Below are 13,529 nucleotides of genomic sequence, written 5' to 3' on the forward strand. Positions count from 1 at the left end.
AATGCGGCCCGCGGACGACGGGGTGGCCCGGCGGCTGCCCGGCCGCTGCACAGCGGCCTGTCCGCGGCGTCATGACCGTTCCATGGCCAGCAGCAGGGCGGCTTCCAGCGGCTTGGCCAGCGTCTTCATGTAGGTGCCCGAGACATGGTTGAGGTCCCGGTACACCAGGACGTTGCCGATCACCGCGGGGCAGGTCTCCCGGTCGCAGAAGTGTGCCGACATGTCGATGACCTGCGTCCGCGGCGCCAGCCTGGCGGCATCTTCGGTGAGGTCCTTGCCGTCGAGCCCGTCGCTCCGGGGCTGGCCGCATTCGGCCGGGTCCTCGTAGTTCACCGCCACGCAGTCCCGGGCGATGGCGCCCTCACGCGGGCGGGGCGTGTCCTTCAACGCGTACACGTCGACGCCGGCGTCGGCGAGCTCGTTCCAGTACTCGGCGAAGCCCGCCGCGCCGGGCCGCTGTCCCGTGCCGGAGTCGACGAAGGAAGACTCCGCATAGTACGAGGTGAGGACCGCGTCCACGTCGCCGCGGGACGTCAGCCGTTCCATGGTCTGTTCGTTGGGCCCCTGGCAGACGGATTCCCCCTTGGCTTCCAGCTTGCGCTGCTCCGCGCTAAACGGGCAGGAATTATGGATATACGTGAGCAGGCGCCACCCCCGTTCCCGGGCAACAGGCTCCAGGGCCTTGAACCAGTGGCCCGCGTGCGAGTCCCCCACCAGCGCCAGGGTGAAGTCACCCTCCGGGTCCCCGAAGGTGCATTCCTTGGTCTCGGTCGCCATCGACTTGACGGCGCAATCGCCGAGGCCGGACTGGTCGGCTCCGGCCCGGGCGGGATCCGGGACCACCAACGGTGTCTCGGTGGCGAAGGCGCGGTGGCCCTCCTCCGACATCGAGGCAACCCCGAAGCCCGGCGGCGGGGCCGCCAGCAGCGCGGACGTCGCCTCAGCGCGTTGGGCCAGGATCCGTTCCTGCTGGTTGGCCGGCACGAAGGCTAGCGTGCAGACCAGCGCGGTGGCCGCGGCACCCGCGGCGAGCGGCCGCCAGGCGCTGGCACTGAACCAGCCAAAGCGACGCACCGGTGTTTCCACGAAGTAATAGCTCAGGGCGGCCAGGCCAAAGGAACAGGCCAGCAGCAGCGGGCTCGTGGCCGGCCCGGGTTCTTTATCGGCCAGGGCCGTGAAAAACACGATCAGGGGCCAGTGCCAGAGGTAGAGCGAGTAGGAGACGTTCCCCGTCCATTGGACAGGCCGCCAGTCCACCAGGCGGTGCAGGGACAGCGGGCCGCTGGTCCGTCCGGCAGCGATGACGGCGACGGTGCCCAGCACCGGCAGCAGTGCCGCCGCCCCGGGGAACGGCGTGCTGCCGTTGAAGAGGAACGCCGAGGCCACGATGGCGGCCAGTCCGGCTGCCGCCAGGATGCTGCGCAAGTAGGGCCAGCGCCGCGGGTCCTGGTGCAGGGCGGCCAGCAGCCCGCCCAGCCCAAGCTCCCATATCCGGGTGGGGGTGATGAAGTAGGCGGCCGGGCTGCCGCCGGCGGTGGCCCAGATGCCGTACGCCAGCGACGCTGCGACGACGACGGCGAAGATCGCGGCGGCCGTCCGTGCCACCGGCTCCTCCCCCGGGCGGCGCGCCGTTACCGGGCGGCGCTGCCGCCTGCGGCGCACCGCGAAGACGGCCAGCAAGACCAGCAGCGGCCACAGCAGATAGAACTGTTCCTCGACGGCCAGGGACCAGAAGTGCTGAAGCGGTGTCGGCGTCTCGGTCGCCGCCAGGTAGTCGACGGATCCGGCGGCCAGGACCCAGTTTTGGACATAAAGGGTGGAGGCCAGCGCCTGGCCCCCGATGCGCTCCCACTGGCTCATGGGCAGCAGCACCAGCGTGGCCGCCAGTACGACGGCGATGGTCAGCAGCGCCGCGGGCAGGATGCGCCGGATGCGGGCCGCCCAGAATGAGCGCAGGGACAGCGTGCCGGTGGCCGCCGCCTCGCGGAGCATATGGCCGGTGATCAGGAAGCCGGAGATGACGAAGAAAACGTCCACTCCGACGAACCCGCCGGGCAGCCAGCGCGGCTCCAGGTGGTAGGCCACCACCAACAGCACCGCAAGGGCGCGCAGGGCTTGAATTTCGGGCAGGAATTTCCGCCGCTGTGTCTCAGGATCCATCGCAGGACATTCATCCATGCCAAGGTCAACGACAGTTGGCGGCGGGGTGAACGTCCGGGGGCAGGACCGGGACGGCTACCTCAGGCGCTTCGGCGCCGCCAGGAGATGAGGGCGGAGCCTAGCAGCAACAGGCCCATTCCACCCGCGGCCAGCCAGACGGTGCCGGCGGCACCGGTTTCTGCCAGTGCACTGGCCGGGACGGTCACCGGCGGCACGTCCGACTGTGCTGCCGGCAGGGGCAGCGCGGCCGGAGCCACGATCGGGCTGGCCGGGCTGACGACTGTTTCCTTGGCCGGTTGACCCGATGCGGGCTCGTCGACAACCGGCCACTCGCCGAAGTCCCCGGGCCATTCTCCGATGCCTTCGAACATCTCGTACATCCACAGGATGAGTTCCTCCCCCGCAGCGGGATCGGAGGCGCTCATTTCGCGGATCATGGCGGCCAGGCCGTCCAGGTCGCCCGCCATCAGGTAGTCCAGCATGAGGTCCATCAGGTACTGCATGCCCTCGGACTCGAGCACGAGGTCGATGTTCTCCTCCATCCAGCGCATGACGGTCTCTTCGTCCGCGGCGGCGATGTCATCCGGGATGTTGAAGTCGCTGTGGGTCAGGGTGCGTCCGCCCACCACTATGGGCTCGACCAGAGCGGGTTTCGTCGTTGGAGGAGCGGGCGCAACCTCCGTGGCCGGCTCCGCTGCAGTGGCAGCCGGCTCGGCGGCGGGAGTATCGGCGGCGGGAGTATTGGGCATGGGTTCCGGGGCCGATGTCGGAGTTGATTCCTCGGCCGAGGCATCTTCCGCGGAGGCCGCCGCTTCCCCACCCGCGCCGGCATCGATCGGGCCCACGGCCCCGGCGGTGCCGTCGGCGCCGTCCAACGGCCCGCCCTCGTTATCCGCTGCGGGGGCCTCGACCAGCAGGGTAACCACGGTGCCTGCCAGGGCTTCTTCCGGCTCCGCCGAAACCGGCGCGGGAGCGGGAGTATCTTCGGCCGGAGTGGTCGCGGCCGCCGGGGCCGCCTCCGACGCGGCTGTCCCGACCGCACCAGTGTCCGCGCCGGGCGCCGGCGCGTATTCTCCGGAGCCGGGGGCCTGCTGTCCGGCCGGATCCTGGGTGCCAGCGTGGGCGGGAACGCTGCCCAGGGCGAGGGCGGCGGCAACGGTGCCGGTGAGCAGCGCAGCGCGCAGTCGTGATGTCACGTGAATGTCCTGTCCCCAACTCGGCTGACCTGGCAGGGCGGATATCGCGCCGATCCGATTGCTTAGGCGCCCTGCATCGGCCGGCATCTACCGGCCCTGGCAGAAATATAAATGATCCAGGACACATTCTGCTAACCGACACGTCGTGTACGGGTTCCGCCGGCAACCGCGATGGTCCCGCCCCGTCCGACCCAAGCCCGTCTTATCCCGGTCCGGGCTGAGTGTTGCCTCGCCCTCCAGCAGCCCGAGGGAACTGATCCACGGGAAGACGAACTCCAAGAGCACCAGGACGGCCGCCGCCAGCAGCATCAGCGACAGCAGGAGCCGCACGGCGAGCGGGCCGGGCAGGTTCCGGAAGATCCAGGCGTACACCTCAGGCTCCTGACTGCGCGGCGACCAGACCGGCGATGTCGGCGGGCGGTCCGGCGTCGGCGGGGCGCCAGGAGTCCAGCGCGGCGTAGGCGATGTAACGCTCCTTGTCGCCGAACCTCGGATGACAGGTTGTCAACGTCATCATCGCTCTGACCGGTTCGGCCCCGGGTTGTTCCGGTACGGGCAGCAGCACGTCTGTCCGGTCCGGCGTCACGATGGTGTACTCCTCGAAGACGTAGCTGAAGTACCCGTCGGCAGTACGCACATGGATGCGGTCCCCGGGGCGGAGCGCATCGATTCTGTCCAGGACCTTGCCGTAGGTCTGCCGGTGGCCGGCCACCGCGAAATTCCCGACCTCCCCCGGCATCGCTGCCCCGGCGTACATGCCCAGGCCCAGCGAATCGAGGACTTCGGGACCCACTCCCCCGGAGACCGGCACGGAGAAGTCGTCGCCGAAGCGCGGGATGTAGACGATGCCGAAGGTCTCCCCGTCCCCGGGCGGCTCGCCTGGCTGCGGCGGCCCGAAGTCCGCGGCAGCGGCGGGCTTGGTGGGACCTGCGAACTGCCGGGACAGGCTGGTGACTGCGCCCTGCTGCGCCGCCTGGGCGTCCACGTTGGTCCACCACAGCTGCCAGATGACGTAGAGGAGGAGGATGCCCCCGATGGTCACGAGCAGTTCGCCCGCCAGGCCGGCGGCAGTTCGGAGCGGACCGGCGGTTCTGCGTGTTCCCATGTAAGCGATCCTCCCTGGGGGGAACTAAATTCCTGATGGCCGCGTGGCCAACGCCCGGGCGGGCCTACTGCTGGGCGCGCAGCGCGTCGGTGATCTTGGCGGCGGCGGCCTGGAGCTTCGGCAGGGCTTCCGCGACGACGGCGTCCACGTCCCGGGTGCCGTCTGCCAGCGATGCCTGCATGGACATGTTCAACGCGGCGGCCACGGAACCGTCCGGATGCAGCACCGGCACCGCCACGGAGCGCAGCCCGATCTCCAGCTCCTGGTCCACCAGGGCCCATCCTTGGCGCCGCACCTTGTCCAGCTCCGCCCGGAGCTTGTCCGGGTCGGCGATGGTCCGTGACGTCAGCGGCTTCAGGTCGGCGGAGGCCAGATAGTCCTCCAGCTGGCCGGCGGGCAGGCCGGCGAGCAGCACGCGGCCCATCGACGTCGCGTAGGCGGGGAAGCGTGTGCCCACCATGATGCCCACGGTCATGATCCGCCGGGTATGGATGCGGGCGATGTAGACGATCTCATCGCCGTCGAGAATCGACGCGGAGGTGGATTCATGCAGCTCCGCGGAAAGCTCCTCCAGCAATGGCTGCACCAGCTGGGGCAGACTCTGCCCGGCGAGGTAGGAATACCCCAGCTGGAGCACCAGAGCGGTGAGTTCGAAGACACGGCCGTCCGTGCGCACATAGCCCAGGTCGACCAGGGTGTGCAGGAACCTCCGCGCCGTGGCACGGGTCAGGCCGGTCCTCTTGGAGACCTCGCTGAGCGTCATGGTGACGTTGTCGGCGTCGAAGGCCCTGATCACGGTCAATCCGCGGGCCAGCGACTGGACGAACTGGTCGCCCGGCGTCTTGGTCTCGGTCATGGTTCCTTTTTGCAGTTACTCGGTGGGCGGAAGCAGCTTGATGTCCATCTTGGACTGCAGTTCGTCAAGCGTGGTTCCGAACGTTTCGCGCACGCGCACGCCTTCCTCCGTAATCAGGAAGACCGCGTCATTAGTGTATATGCGGGTGACGCAGCCCACGCCCGTGAGCGGGTAGGTGCATTCCGGAACCAGCTTCGGCTTGCCGTCCTTGGTGAACAGGGACATCATCACGTAGACATCCTTGGCCCCGGTCGCCAGGTCCATCGCACCGCCAACGGCGGGGATGGCATCGGGTGCGCCGGTATGCCAGTTCGCCAGGTCGCCGGTGGCGGAGACCTGGAACGCGCCGAGCACGCAGACGTCCAAGTGGCCGCCGCGCATCATGGCGAAGGAGTCGGCGTGGTGGAAGTAGGAAGCCCCCGGCACCTCGGTGACCGGGACCTTGCCCGCGTTGATCAGGTCCTGGTCGATCTCGTCGCCCTGCGCCTCCGGGCCCATGCCCAGCATGCCGTTCTCCGTGTGCAGGGTGATGTCCTGCTCCGCGGTCAGGTAATTGGAGACGGACGTCGGCTGGCCGATGCCGAGGTTGACGAAGGAACCGGGCTTGATGTCTTGGGCCACCAGCTTGGCCAGGTCTTCGCGGCTGAGTTTCTCGCTCACTGGTTTGCCTCTCCCTCTGCGACCTGCGGCGCAATTTCGACGACGGTGTCCACGTAGATGCCCGGAGTCACGATGACCTCGGGATCCAGTTGGCCGGTCTCCACGATGCCGGAGACCTGGACGATGCTCTTCTTGGCGGCGGCGGCCATGATCGGTCCGAAGTTGCGGGCGGTCTTGCGGTAGACCAGGTTGCCCTTCTTGTCGGAGGTCAGCGCCTTGATCAGCGCGACGTCGCCGTGGATCGGGGTCTCGAGCACGTAGCCCTTGCCGTCGATCATGCGGGTTTCCTTGCCTTCGGCCAGCATGGTGCCGTAGCCCGTGGGCGTGAAGAAGCCGCCGATCCCGGCGCCGGCGGCGCGGATACGTTCGGCCAGGTTGCCCTGCGGCACCAGCTCCAGTTCGATCTCGCCGGCGCGGTAGGCCGTGTCGAAGTGCCAGGAGTCGGACTGGCGCGGGAAGGAGCAGATGATCTTCTTGACCCTGCGCTCCTTGATCAGCAGCGCCAGGCCGGCGTCCGCCTGCCCGGCGTTGTTGTTCACCACGGTCAGGTCGGTGGCGCCGCAGTCCATGAGCGCGTCGATCAGCTCCATCGGCTGGCCGGCGTTGCCGAAGCCGCCGATCAGCACGGTGGCGCCGTCCTGGATGCCGGCCACGGCGTCCTGGGCAGTAGCAGCGAATGTAGCCACTCGCTTACCTCCTTAGTTCTTGGTTGAGTTGACGTTTTCCAGCACGACGGCGAGGCCCTGGCCGACGCCGATGCAGATGGCGGCCACGCCCCAGCGGTCGCCCGATTCCTGCAGGCGGCGGGCCAGCGTGCCGAGGATGCGGATGCCCGAGGCGCCCAGCGGGTGGCCGATGGCCACGGCACCGCCCCAGGCGTTCACGATCGCCGGGTCGATGTCCCAGTTGTCGATGCAGGCCAGGGACTGCGCGGCGAAGGCCTCATTAAGCTCGACGGCGGCGACATCGGACCAGTTGATGCCGGCCCGCTTGACGGCCTGGTTGGCGGCCTCCACCGGCGCGAACCCGAAGAACTGCGGGTCCAGGGCGGACGCGCCGCGGCCGGCGATCCGGGCCAGCGGTTCGGTGCCCAGCAGCCCGGCGGCGGCCTCGCTGCCCAGCCAGGCCGCGGAAGCGCCGTCGTTCAGCGGCGAAGCGTTGCCGGCCGTGACCGTGCCGCCCTCGGGGCCGTCGCCCACCGGCCGGAAGACGGTCTTCAGCCCGGCCAGGACGTCAACGGTGCTGGTGGGGCGGATGGACTCGTCGCGGGCCAGGTCGGTGCCCGGAACCTGCACCACCATCGAGTCGTACTTGCCCGCGTTCCAGGCCTCGTCGGCCAGCCGGTGCGAGGCGGCGGCAAACTCGTCCTGCCGTTCGCGGGTGATGCCGTGACGCTCGCGCAACTGTTCGGTGGCCTCGCCCAGGGAGACGGTCCATTCCTGGGGCATCTTCTTGTTCACCAGGCGCCAGCCCAGCGTGGTGGACGCCAGCGTCATGTTGCCGGCCGGGTAGGGCTTCTCGGTCTTTGGCAGCACCCACGGCGCCCGGCTCATCGACTCGACGCCGCCGATCAGCACCAGGTCGCCTTCGCCGGCATTGATCTGCCGGGAGGCGATGATCGCGGCGTCCAGGCTGGAGCCGCACAGCCGGTTCACGGTGGTGCCCGGGATGGAGGTGGGCAGGCCCGCCAGCAGCGTGGCCATCCGCGCGACGTTCCGGTTCTCTTCGCCGGCGCCGTTGGCGTTGCCGAAGATCACCTCGTCGATGCGCTCCGGGTCCAGGCCGGGGGCCCGGGAAACTTCCGCCTTGACGACTTCGGCCGCCAGGTCGTCCGGTCGGACACCTGCGAGCGCACCGCCGAACTTGCCGAAGGGGGTGCGGACGGCGTCATACAAATATGCCTGGTTCATTCGAGGCTCCTTCGCGGCGCACTTGGGGCGTGCGCTTTTCGGTTACAGCAAACGGCCCGGTCCAGCGCTCAGGCTGGACCGGACCGCTCCGTCGACACGGGGGTCCGCGCAGCAACTTGCCGTTCGGCGCGGGACCGCCGCGGGGGCGGCTTCCGGTCTTCGCCGAGGTGTTCGCTTTACGAACGCATGTACGTCATATGAACTATATCGAGCCCTTGTGATCCTCGTCAAGGCTGGCAAAGACGCCCTTGGCCACCTTGAACGCGACGTTGGCGTCCGGAACGCCGCAGTAGATGGCCGACTGCAGCACCACTTCCTTGATCTCGTCCCGGGTCATGCCATTGGTCAGCGCCGCCCGGACATGCATGGCGAATTCCTCCCAGTGGTTCCTGGCGATCATGGCGGTCAGCGTGATGGCGCTGCGCGTGGTGCGGGGCAACCCCTCCCTGGTCCAGATGGTCCCCCAGGCGTAACGGGTGATCAGTTCCTGGAAGTCCTGGGTGAAGTCATCGATCGAGCTGTTCGCGCGGTCCACGTGGGCATCGCCGAGGACCTGCCGGCGCACGGCCATGCCCTCGTCGTAAACCTCCTGCTGTGTCTTGGCAGGATCGAAGCTGCGGTTGTCGCTCACGGCGTGTACTCCTTGGGTAGTTCAGTCATGGGTCCGGCTGCCGTTCAGGCGGCCAGGAAGAAATCGCGCAGCAGCGCCGCGGTTTCCCCCGGTGCTTCGGCGGGTGCCTGGTGGGCCACCCCGTCGACGACGGCGGAGCTCCCCTTCTGCACGCCCGCGGCCACTGCTTCGGCGAACCCGGGCGGGCACACCTGGTCCACCGCCCCGGCGATGGCGATCACCGGGGTCCCGATTTCACCGAGCCGTTCGCGGACGTCGAAGCCGGCCAGGGCCTCGCAGGCGTGGGCGTAGGAGAAGCGGTCGGCGTTCTGCAGGGTGTGCAGCAGCCGGGTGGTGCGCTCGGGGTGCTTCTCGATGAAGCCCGGCGCGAACCAGCGCTGCGCCGAGCCGGTCACCATCGTGGGCGTGCCCGCGGTGCGCACGGTTTCCGCGCGCTCCAGCCACGCCTCCGGCTCGCCGATCTTGGCGCCGGAGCACACCACGCCCAGGCCGGCGAAGCGGTCCGGGTAGTCCAGGCCCAGCTGCAGGGCCAGTTCACCGGCCAACGAGACGCCGGCGAAGTACACCTTGGCCGCGGCGTCGATGTCGCCGGCTTCGCGCAGCTTGTCCAGCATCGCCACGACTCCTTGGGCCAGTTCGGCCATGGTGAACGGTCCGGTCGAGGCGGGGCTCGCCCCGTGGCCGGGCAGGTCAACGCCCACTACCTGAAAGTCCTGCAGGTGCTCCACGGCGTCGGACCAGAGCGCCTTGGCGCCGGTGCCCAGTCCGGCGCCGGCCAGCAGCACCGGCCTGCCTTTGCCGTCGGACAGCAGGGTGGGGGTGATGTCGGGAACGGTCACGAATGGCTCCATTCTGCGTAGTGGGACGTGATTCGGTCGATCAGTTCGCTGCTTTGGCCGGTGTACCCGGCCGGATCCAGCAGTTCGGCAAGCGCCGGGTCGGACAGGACCTCGCCCGGCACAGCTTCGCGCAGCAGTTGCGCCAGGCTGCCCTGGCCGGCGAGCGACTGGTTGACCAGGCTCTGGACCTTGGACTTGCCGGCGCCGGGGGTCCCGCCGTCCAGCATCGGCGCCACCGTGGCCATGACGCGTTCGCTGACCACCAGGTCGCCGGTGATCTGCAGGTTCCGGCGCATCGTCTCCGGGCGGACCACCAGCCCGTCGGAGAGTTCGGCCAGCTTGGCCGCCGCCCCCCCGGCCAGCCGGAGCAGCTGGCGCAGCGCCTGCCACTCCACGTGCCAGGAACCGTCCGGCCGCTCGTCGATGGCCCCGGCCGCCGCGGCCTGGACCTGGGCCAGGTGTCCGGGAGCGGCGAGGGCGGCGCTGCGGATCAGCACGGACAGCACCGGATTCTGTTTCTGCGGCATGGCCGAGGAGCCGCCGCGGCCGTCTGCGGCGGGCTCGGAGACCTCGCCGAGCTCGGGCCGGCTCAGCAGCAGCACGTCGTTGGCGACCTTCCCGGCGGCCGCCAGCACGTCGGCCAGCGCGGCGGCAAGCGCCGTAACCGGCAGCCGGTTGGTCTGCCACGGCGCCACCGGATCGGCCAGCCCCAGCCGCCCGGCGAGGCGGGCCGCCAGGGCCAGCGCACCGCCGTCGTCGTCCTGCCCGGTGCCCTCCGCCGGCGGGTTGGCGGGCCGGTTGGCCAGGTCGGTGAGCGCCGCCATGGTGCCGGCCGCACCGCCCCACTGCAGCGGCAGCCCGCCGGCCACCTGCTCCAACCGGATACCGGCCTGGGCCACGCCGGAGAGCCAGTTGGCGGCCTTGAGCCCGAACGTCGACGGCAGCGAATGCTGGGTCAGCGTGCGGGCCACGGTGACGGTGGCGCGGTGTTCGTCCGCCAACCGTCCGAGGGCCGCGGCGGCTGACTTGAGGTCGGTGACGATTCCGGCCAGCGCGCGGCGGGCCATCAGCATCAGGGCGCTGTCCAGGATGTCCTGGCTGGTGGCGCCCTGGTGGATCGCCGGAACGGAAGCCGGGTCGTGCTTTTTGATCTCCGCCCGCAGGTCGGCCAGCAGCGGGATGACCGGATTGCCGCCGCCCTGTGCCCGCTCGGCCAGCCCCGCGGCGTCGTACAGGTCCGCATGCGCGGCCTGCTCGACGGCCGGGACGGCTTCCGCCGGGACCCTGCCCGCGTCGGCCAGCACGCGGGTCCATTCGAGCTCGACGTCGAGCATGACCTGGATGAATTGGTAGTCGCTGGTTAAACGGGACGCTGCTGTCCCGGCCGAAGCCGGGGACAGCAGCCCGAAATCAGCGTGGTCCGCTGGGTTCATGTGTTCCTAAATTCCCGGGTAGCTCAGGAAGACGGTCTCGCCTTCGCCCTGCAGCCGGATGTCGAAGCGGAGGTCGCCGTTGGGCTCGCGCTCGGCGATCAGCGTGTTCCGCCGCTCTTCCGGCAGCGAGGACAGCAGCGGGTCGTTTGCCAGCGCCTCGGTGTCCTCCGGCAGGTAGATCCGGGTGAACAGCCGGTTCAGCAGGCCGCGGGCGAAGACCACCATGGAGATGAACGGGGCCTTGCCCGGCTCGGTGGCACCCGGGTTGACCGTGGTGAAGGTGTAGTGGCCCACGTTGTCCACGGCCACCCGGCCGAAGCCGGTGAAGGTGTGGTTGTCGCGGACCAGGGACCCGGTTTCGCGGGAGATCTTGCCGTGCTCGTCGGCCTGCCAGATCTCCAGCATGGAGTCGGGGATCACGGCGCCGTTGCCGTCGTAGACCACGCCGTGCAGCCGGATGGCTCCGGCGTGCGCGCGGTGGACCAGCTGGCTGTCCTTCTCGTAGGGCAGCGCGAAGCCGTAGAACGGGCCGATGGTCTGGCCCGGGGTGGGCACCAGTTTGGTGGTGGACTCGCTCATCAGTGCTCCTCGCCTTCTTCCATCCATGTGCGGTTGCTGCCGGAAAGGACGATGTCCCAGCGGTAGCCGGTGTTCCACTCGTGGCTGGTGATCGAGTGGTCGTAGGTGGCGACCAGGCGGTCGCGGGCCGACTCGTCGGTGATCGACTGGTAGATCGGATCCAGCGGGAACAGCGGGTCGCCCGGGAAGTACATCTGGGTGATCATGCGCTGGGTGAAGTCCGTGCCGAACAGCGAGAAGTGGATGTGGGCCGGGCGCCAGGCGTTGTGGTGGTTCTTCCACGGGTACGGGGCCGGCTTGATGGTGGTGAACTTGTACTCGCCGTTGGGCCCGGTGATGCAGCGGCCCACGCCGGTGAAGTTCGGGTCGATCGGGGCCGGGTGCTGGTCGCGCTTGTGCACGTAACGTCCGGCGGCGTTGGCCTGCCAGACTTCCACCAGCTGGTTGCGCACCGGGCGTCCGTCGCCGTCCAGGACACGGCCCTGCACGACGATCCGCTCGCCGAGCGGCTCGCCGTTGTGCTGGATGGTCAGGTCCGACTCCAGGATGTGCACGTCCCGCTCGCCGAAGGCCGGGCTCCACAGCTCGATGGTCTCCGGGTCCGCGTGGTGCAGGTCCTTGGTGGGGTGGCGCAGCAGCGAGGAGCGGTACGGCGCAAAGTCGATGCGCGGCTGCGTTTCCTCGGCGCCCCCGGCCTCCACGGCCTTCCGGTACGCCTCGTGGCTGTCGGCGATTTCCTGGCTGATCTTCTCCTGCGAATCCGCGGTGGCGGCGGGATCCAGCAGGTGGCTGTCGTCAAACGTCTCGTCCTCGAAAGCCTCGTCCTGAGCTTTAGCGTCGCTCATCGGGACTCCTTTCCGTTGTGGCTGTGAATGGTTCAGGGTTTGCGCCCCGGGGTGGTGCGGGCGGAGCGGCTACTTGTGCGGCCAGCCCGTGTAGGACTCGGCCAGGTACTGCTGCCCGAAGCGGGAACCGGTCACGGTGGCCAGTTCGCCCAGCGCGCGCTTGGTCTCGAACGGCGAGGCATCCTCGCGGGTGTGCAGCATGCTGGTCATCCAGTAGGAGAAGTTCTGCGCCTTCCAGACCCGCTCCAGCGCCAGGTCGGAGTAGCCCTCCAGCAGCGCGTCGCTGCCGGTGGAGTAGAACGAGTCGATGGCCTCGAAGAGCACCTTGACGTCCGCGAAGGCCAGGTTCAGGCCCTTGGCGCCGGTGGGCGGCACCGTGTGTCCGGCGTCGCCGGCCAGGAACATGCGCCCGTGGGACAGCGGTTCCCGCACGAAGGAGCGGAAGGCCAGCACGGTCTTGTCGAAGATCGGTCCCTGCTTCAGCTGGAAGCCGTCCGGTCCGTCGACCCGCTTCTGCAGTTCCGCCCAGATCCGGTCGTCGCTCCAGTCGTCCACGTTCTCGGCCGGATCGCACTGGAAGTACATGCGCTGGACCGTCTCGCTGCGCTGGGAGATCAGCGCGAAGCCGTGCGGCGAGTTCGCGTAGATCAGTTCCGGGGCGCTCTTCGGGGCCTCGGTCAGGATCCCGAACCACGCGAACGGGTACTCGATCTTGTAGTCCTGCTCCCCCTTCACCGCGCGGCGGCAGAAGCTGCGGGAGCCATCGGCTCCAACCAGGATGTCGCAGTGCACCTCGAAGGCGGCGCCGTCCTTGTCCGTGAACCGGAACTTGGGCGTGGTGGTCTCCAGGTCCAGCACCTCGGTGACCTGAGCCTCGTAGCGCACGTCGCCGCCGTCGCGCCGGCGGGCAGCGGCCAGGTCCAGGAAGACCTCGTTCTGCGCGTACAGCGTCACGGTGGCGTCCACCAGGTCCTTGAAGTCCAGGGGATGCGATTCTCCGTTGAAGCGCAGATCGATGCCGGCGTGCTCGTCGCCCTCGGTCAGCACCCGGCCGTCGACGCCGGTGTCGGTGAGCATCTTGACCGAGCCCGCCTCCAGGATGCCGGCCCGGTGGGTGTTGTGGATGGTGTCGTGGTCACGGGATTCCACCACGAGGTTGTCGATTCCCTGCTGGGCCAGCAGGTGGCTGAGCATCAGGCCGGCCGGTCCCCCGCCGACGATTCCAACCTTGGTCTTGATGATCTGCGCTTGCGCCATAGGTGAGTCTCCTGGAGTCAAAGAGGAAGCCATGTCTTCCTCCAGTGTGAGCCCCGCG

13 protein-coding genes are annotated in these 13,529 nt (G+C 69.0%); all 13 read right to left on the reverse strand.

From position 1 onward, the window contains the following. Positions 1-69 precede the first annotated feature (69 nt). Positions 70-2,160, reverse strand: coding sequence for an acyltransferase family protein (locus AC5RV3_RS16775; protein WP_494123063.1), 2,091 nt, complete (start codon positions 2,158-2,160; stop codon positions 70-72). An 80-nt stretch (positions 2,161-2,240) separates the two neighbouring features. Further along, positions 2,241-3,356 carry an LPXTG cell wall anchor domain-containing protein gene (locus AC5RV3_RS16780; protein ID WP_494123064.1) on the reverse strand — a complete coding sequence of 372 codons (1,116 nt, stop codon included), beginning with the start codon at positions 3,354-3,356 and terminating at the stop codon, positions 2,241-2,243. A 373-nt stretch (positions 3,357-3,729) separates the two neighbouring features. Next, positions 3,730-4,461 (reverse strand): class E sortase, encoded by a 732-nt coding sequence (locus AC5RV3_RS16785; protein ID WP_494123065.1) that lies wholly within the window; start codon positions 4,459-4,461, stop codon positions 3,730-3,732. 64 nt (positions 4,462-4,525) lie between these two features. Then, positions 4,526-5,317: an IclR family transcriptional regulator domain-containing protein gene (locus AC5RV3_RS16790; RefSeq protein WP_494113028.1), complete on the reverse strand. Its 792-nt coding sequence runs from the start codon at positions 5,315-5,317 to the stop codon at positions 4,526-4,528. A gap of 15 nt (positions 5,318-5,332) precedes the next feature. Continuing rightward, a complete protein-coding gene (locus AC5RV3_RS16795; RefSeq protein WP_494123066.1) occupies positions 5,333-5,977 on the reverse strand; it encodes a 3-oxoacid CoA-transferase subunit B in 645 nt (214 codons plus the stop codon). After that, positions 5,974-6,663, reverse strand: coding sequence for a 3-oxoacid CoA-transferase subunit A (locus AC5RV3_RS16800; RefSeq protein ID WP_494113026.1), 690 nt, complete (start codon positions 6,661-6,663; stop codon positions 5,974-5,976). Before AC5RV3_RS16800 ends, AC5RV3_RS16795 begins: the two co-directional genes overlap by 4 nt. Positions 6,664-6,675: 12 nt before the next feature. Beyond that, positions 6,676-7,887, reverse strand: a complete 1,212-nt coding sequence (locus AC5RV3_RS16805) for a thiolase family protein (RefSeq protein WP_494123067.1) — start codon at positions 7,885-7,887, stop codon at positions 6,676-6,678. A 202-nt stretch (positions 7,888-8,089) separates the two neighbouring features. Beyond that, entirely contained in the window at positions 8,090-8,518 is a 429-nt protein-coding gene (pcaC, locus tag AC5RV3_RS16810) for a 4-carboxymuconolactone decarboxylase (protein WP_494123068.1), read from the reverse strand. Positions 8,519-8,562: 44 nt separating this feature from the next. Beyond that, positions 8,563-9,357 carry an alpha/beta fold hydrolase gene (locus AC5RV3_RS16815; protein ID WP_494123069.1) on the reverse strand — a complete coding sequence of 265 codons (795 nt, stop codon included), beginning with the start codon at positions 9,355-9,357 and terminating at the stop codon, positions 8,563-8,565. Next, the gene (locus AC5RV3_RS16820; RefSeq protein WP_494123070.1) at positions 9,354-10,790 is read right to left on the reverse strand and encodes a lyase family protein; all 1,437 of its coding nucleotides are present in this window, start codon (positions 10,788-10,790) and stop codon (positions 9,354-9,356) included. Before AC5RV3_RS16820 ends, AC5RV3_RS16815 begins: the two co-directional genes overlap by 4 nt. A gap of 6 nt (positions 10,791-10,796) precedes the next feature. Next, positions 10,797-11,369: a protocatechuate 3,4-dioxygenase subunit alpha gene (gene pcaG, locus AC5RV3_RS16825; protein ID WP_494123071.1), complete on the reverse strand. Its 573-nt coding sequence runs from the start codon at positions 11,367-11,369 to the stop codon at positions 10,797-10,799. Next, the gene (gene pcaH, locus AC5RV3_RS16830; protein WP_494123072.1) at positions 11,369-12,214 is read right to left on the reverse strand and encodes a protocatechuate 3,4-dioxygenase subunit beta; all 846 of its coding nucleotides are present in this window, start codon (positions 12,212-12,214) and stop codon (positions 11,369-11,371) included. The genes pcaG and pcaH overlap by 1 nt, the downstream gene beginning before the upstream one ends. Before the next feature lie 69 nt (positions 12,215-12,283). Then, positions 12,284-13,471, reverse strand: a complete 1,188-nt coding sequence (locus AC5RV3_RS16835) for a 4-hydroxybenzoate 3-monooxygenase (protein WP_494113020.1) — start codon at positions 13,469-13,471, stop codon at positions 12,284-12,286. Positions 13,472-13,529: the final 58 nt, after the last annotated feature.

It is taken from the genome of Arthrobacter sp. Y3221114 (assembly GCF_059092625.1).

Coding starts and splice junctions, on each gene's coding strand:
- AC5RV3_RS16775 (WP_494123063.1), bottom strand. CDS start 2,160: ATGGATCCTGAGACACAGCGGCGGAAATTCCTGCCCGAAATTCAAGCC.
- AC5RV3_RS16785 (WP_494123065.1), bottom strand. CDS start 4,461: ATGGGAACACGCAGAACCGCCGGTCCGCTCCGAACTGCCGCCGGCCTG.
- AC5RV3_RS16790 (WP_494113028.1), bottom strand. CDS start 5,317: ATGACCGAGACCAAGACGCCGGGCGACCAGTTCGTCCAGTCGCTGGCC.
- AC5RV3_RS16805 (WP_494123067.1), bottom strand. CDS start 7,887: ATGAACCAGGCATATTTGTATGACGCCGTCCGCACCCCCTTCGGCAAG.
- AC5RV3_RS16820 (WP_494123070.1), bottom strand. CDS start 10,790: ATGAACCCAGCGGACCACGCTGATTTCGGGCTGCTGTCCCCGGCTTCG.
- pcaG (WP_494123071.1), bottom strand. CDS start 11,369: ATGAGCGAGTCCACCACCAAACTGGTGCCCACCCCGGGCCAGACCATC.
- pcaH (WP_494123072.1), bottom strand. CDS start 12,214: ATGAGCGACGCTAAAGCTCAGGACGAGGCTTTCGAGGACGAGACGTTT.
- AC5RV3_RS16835 (WP_494113020.1), bottom strand. CDS start 13,471: ATGGCGCAAGCGCAGATCATCAAGACCAAGGTTGGAATCGTCGGCGGG.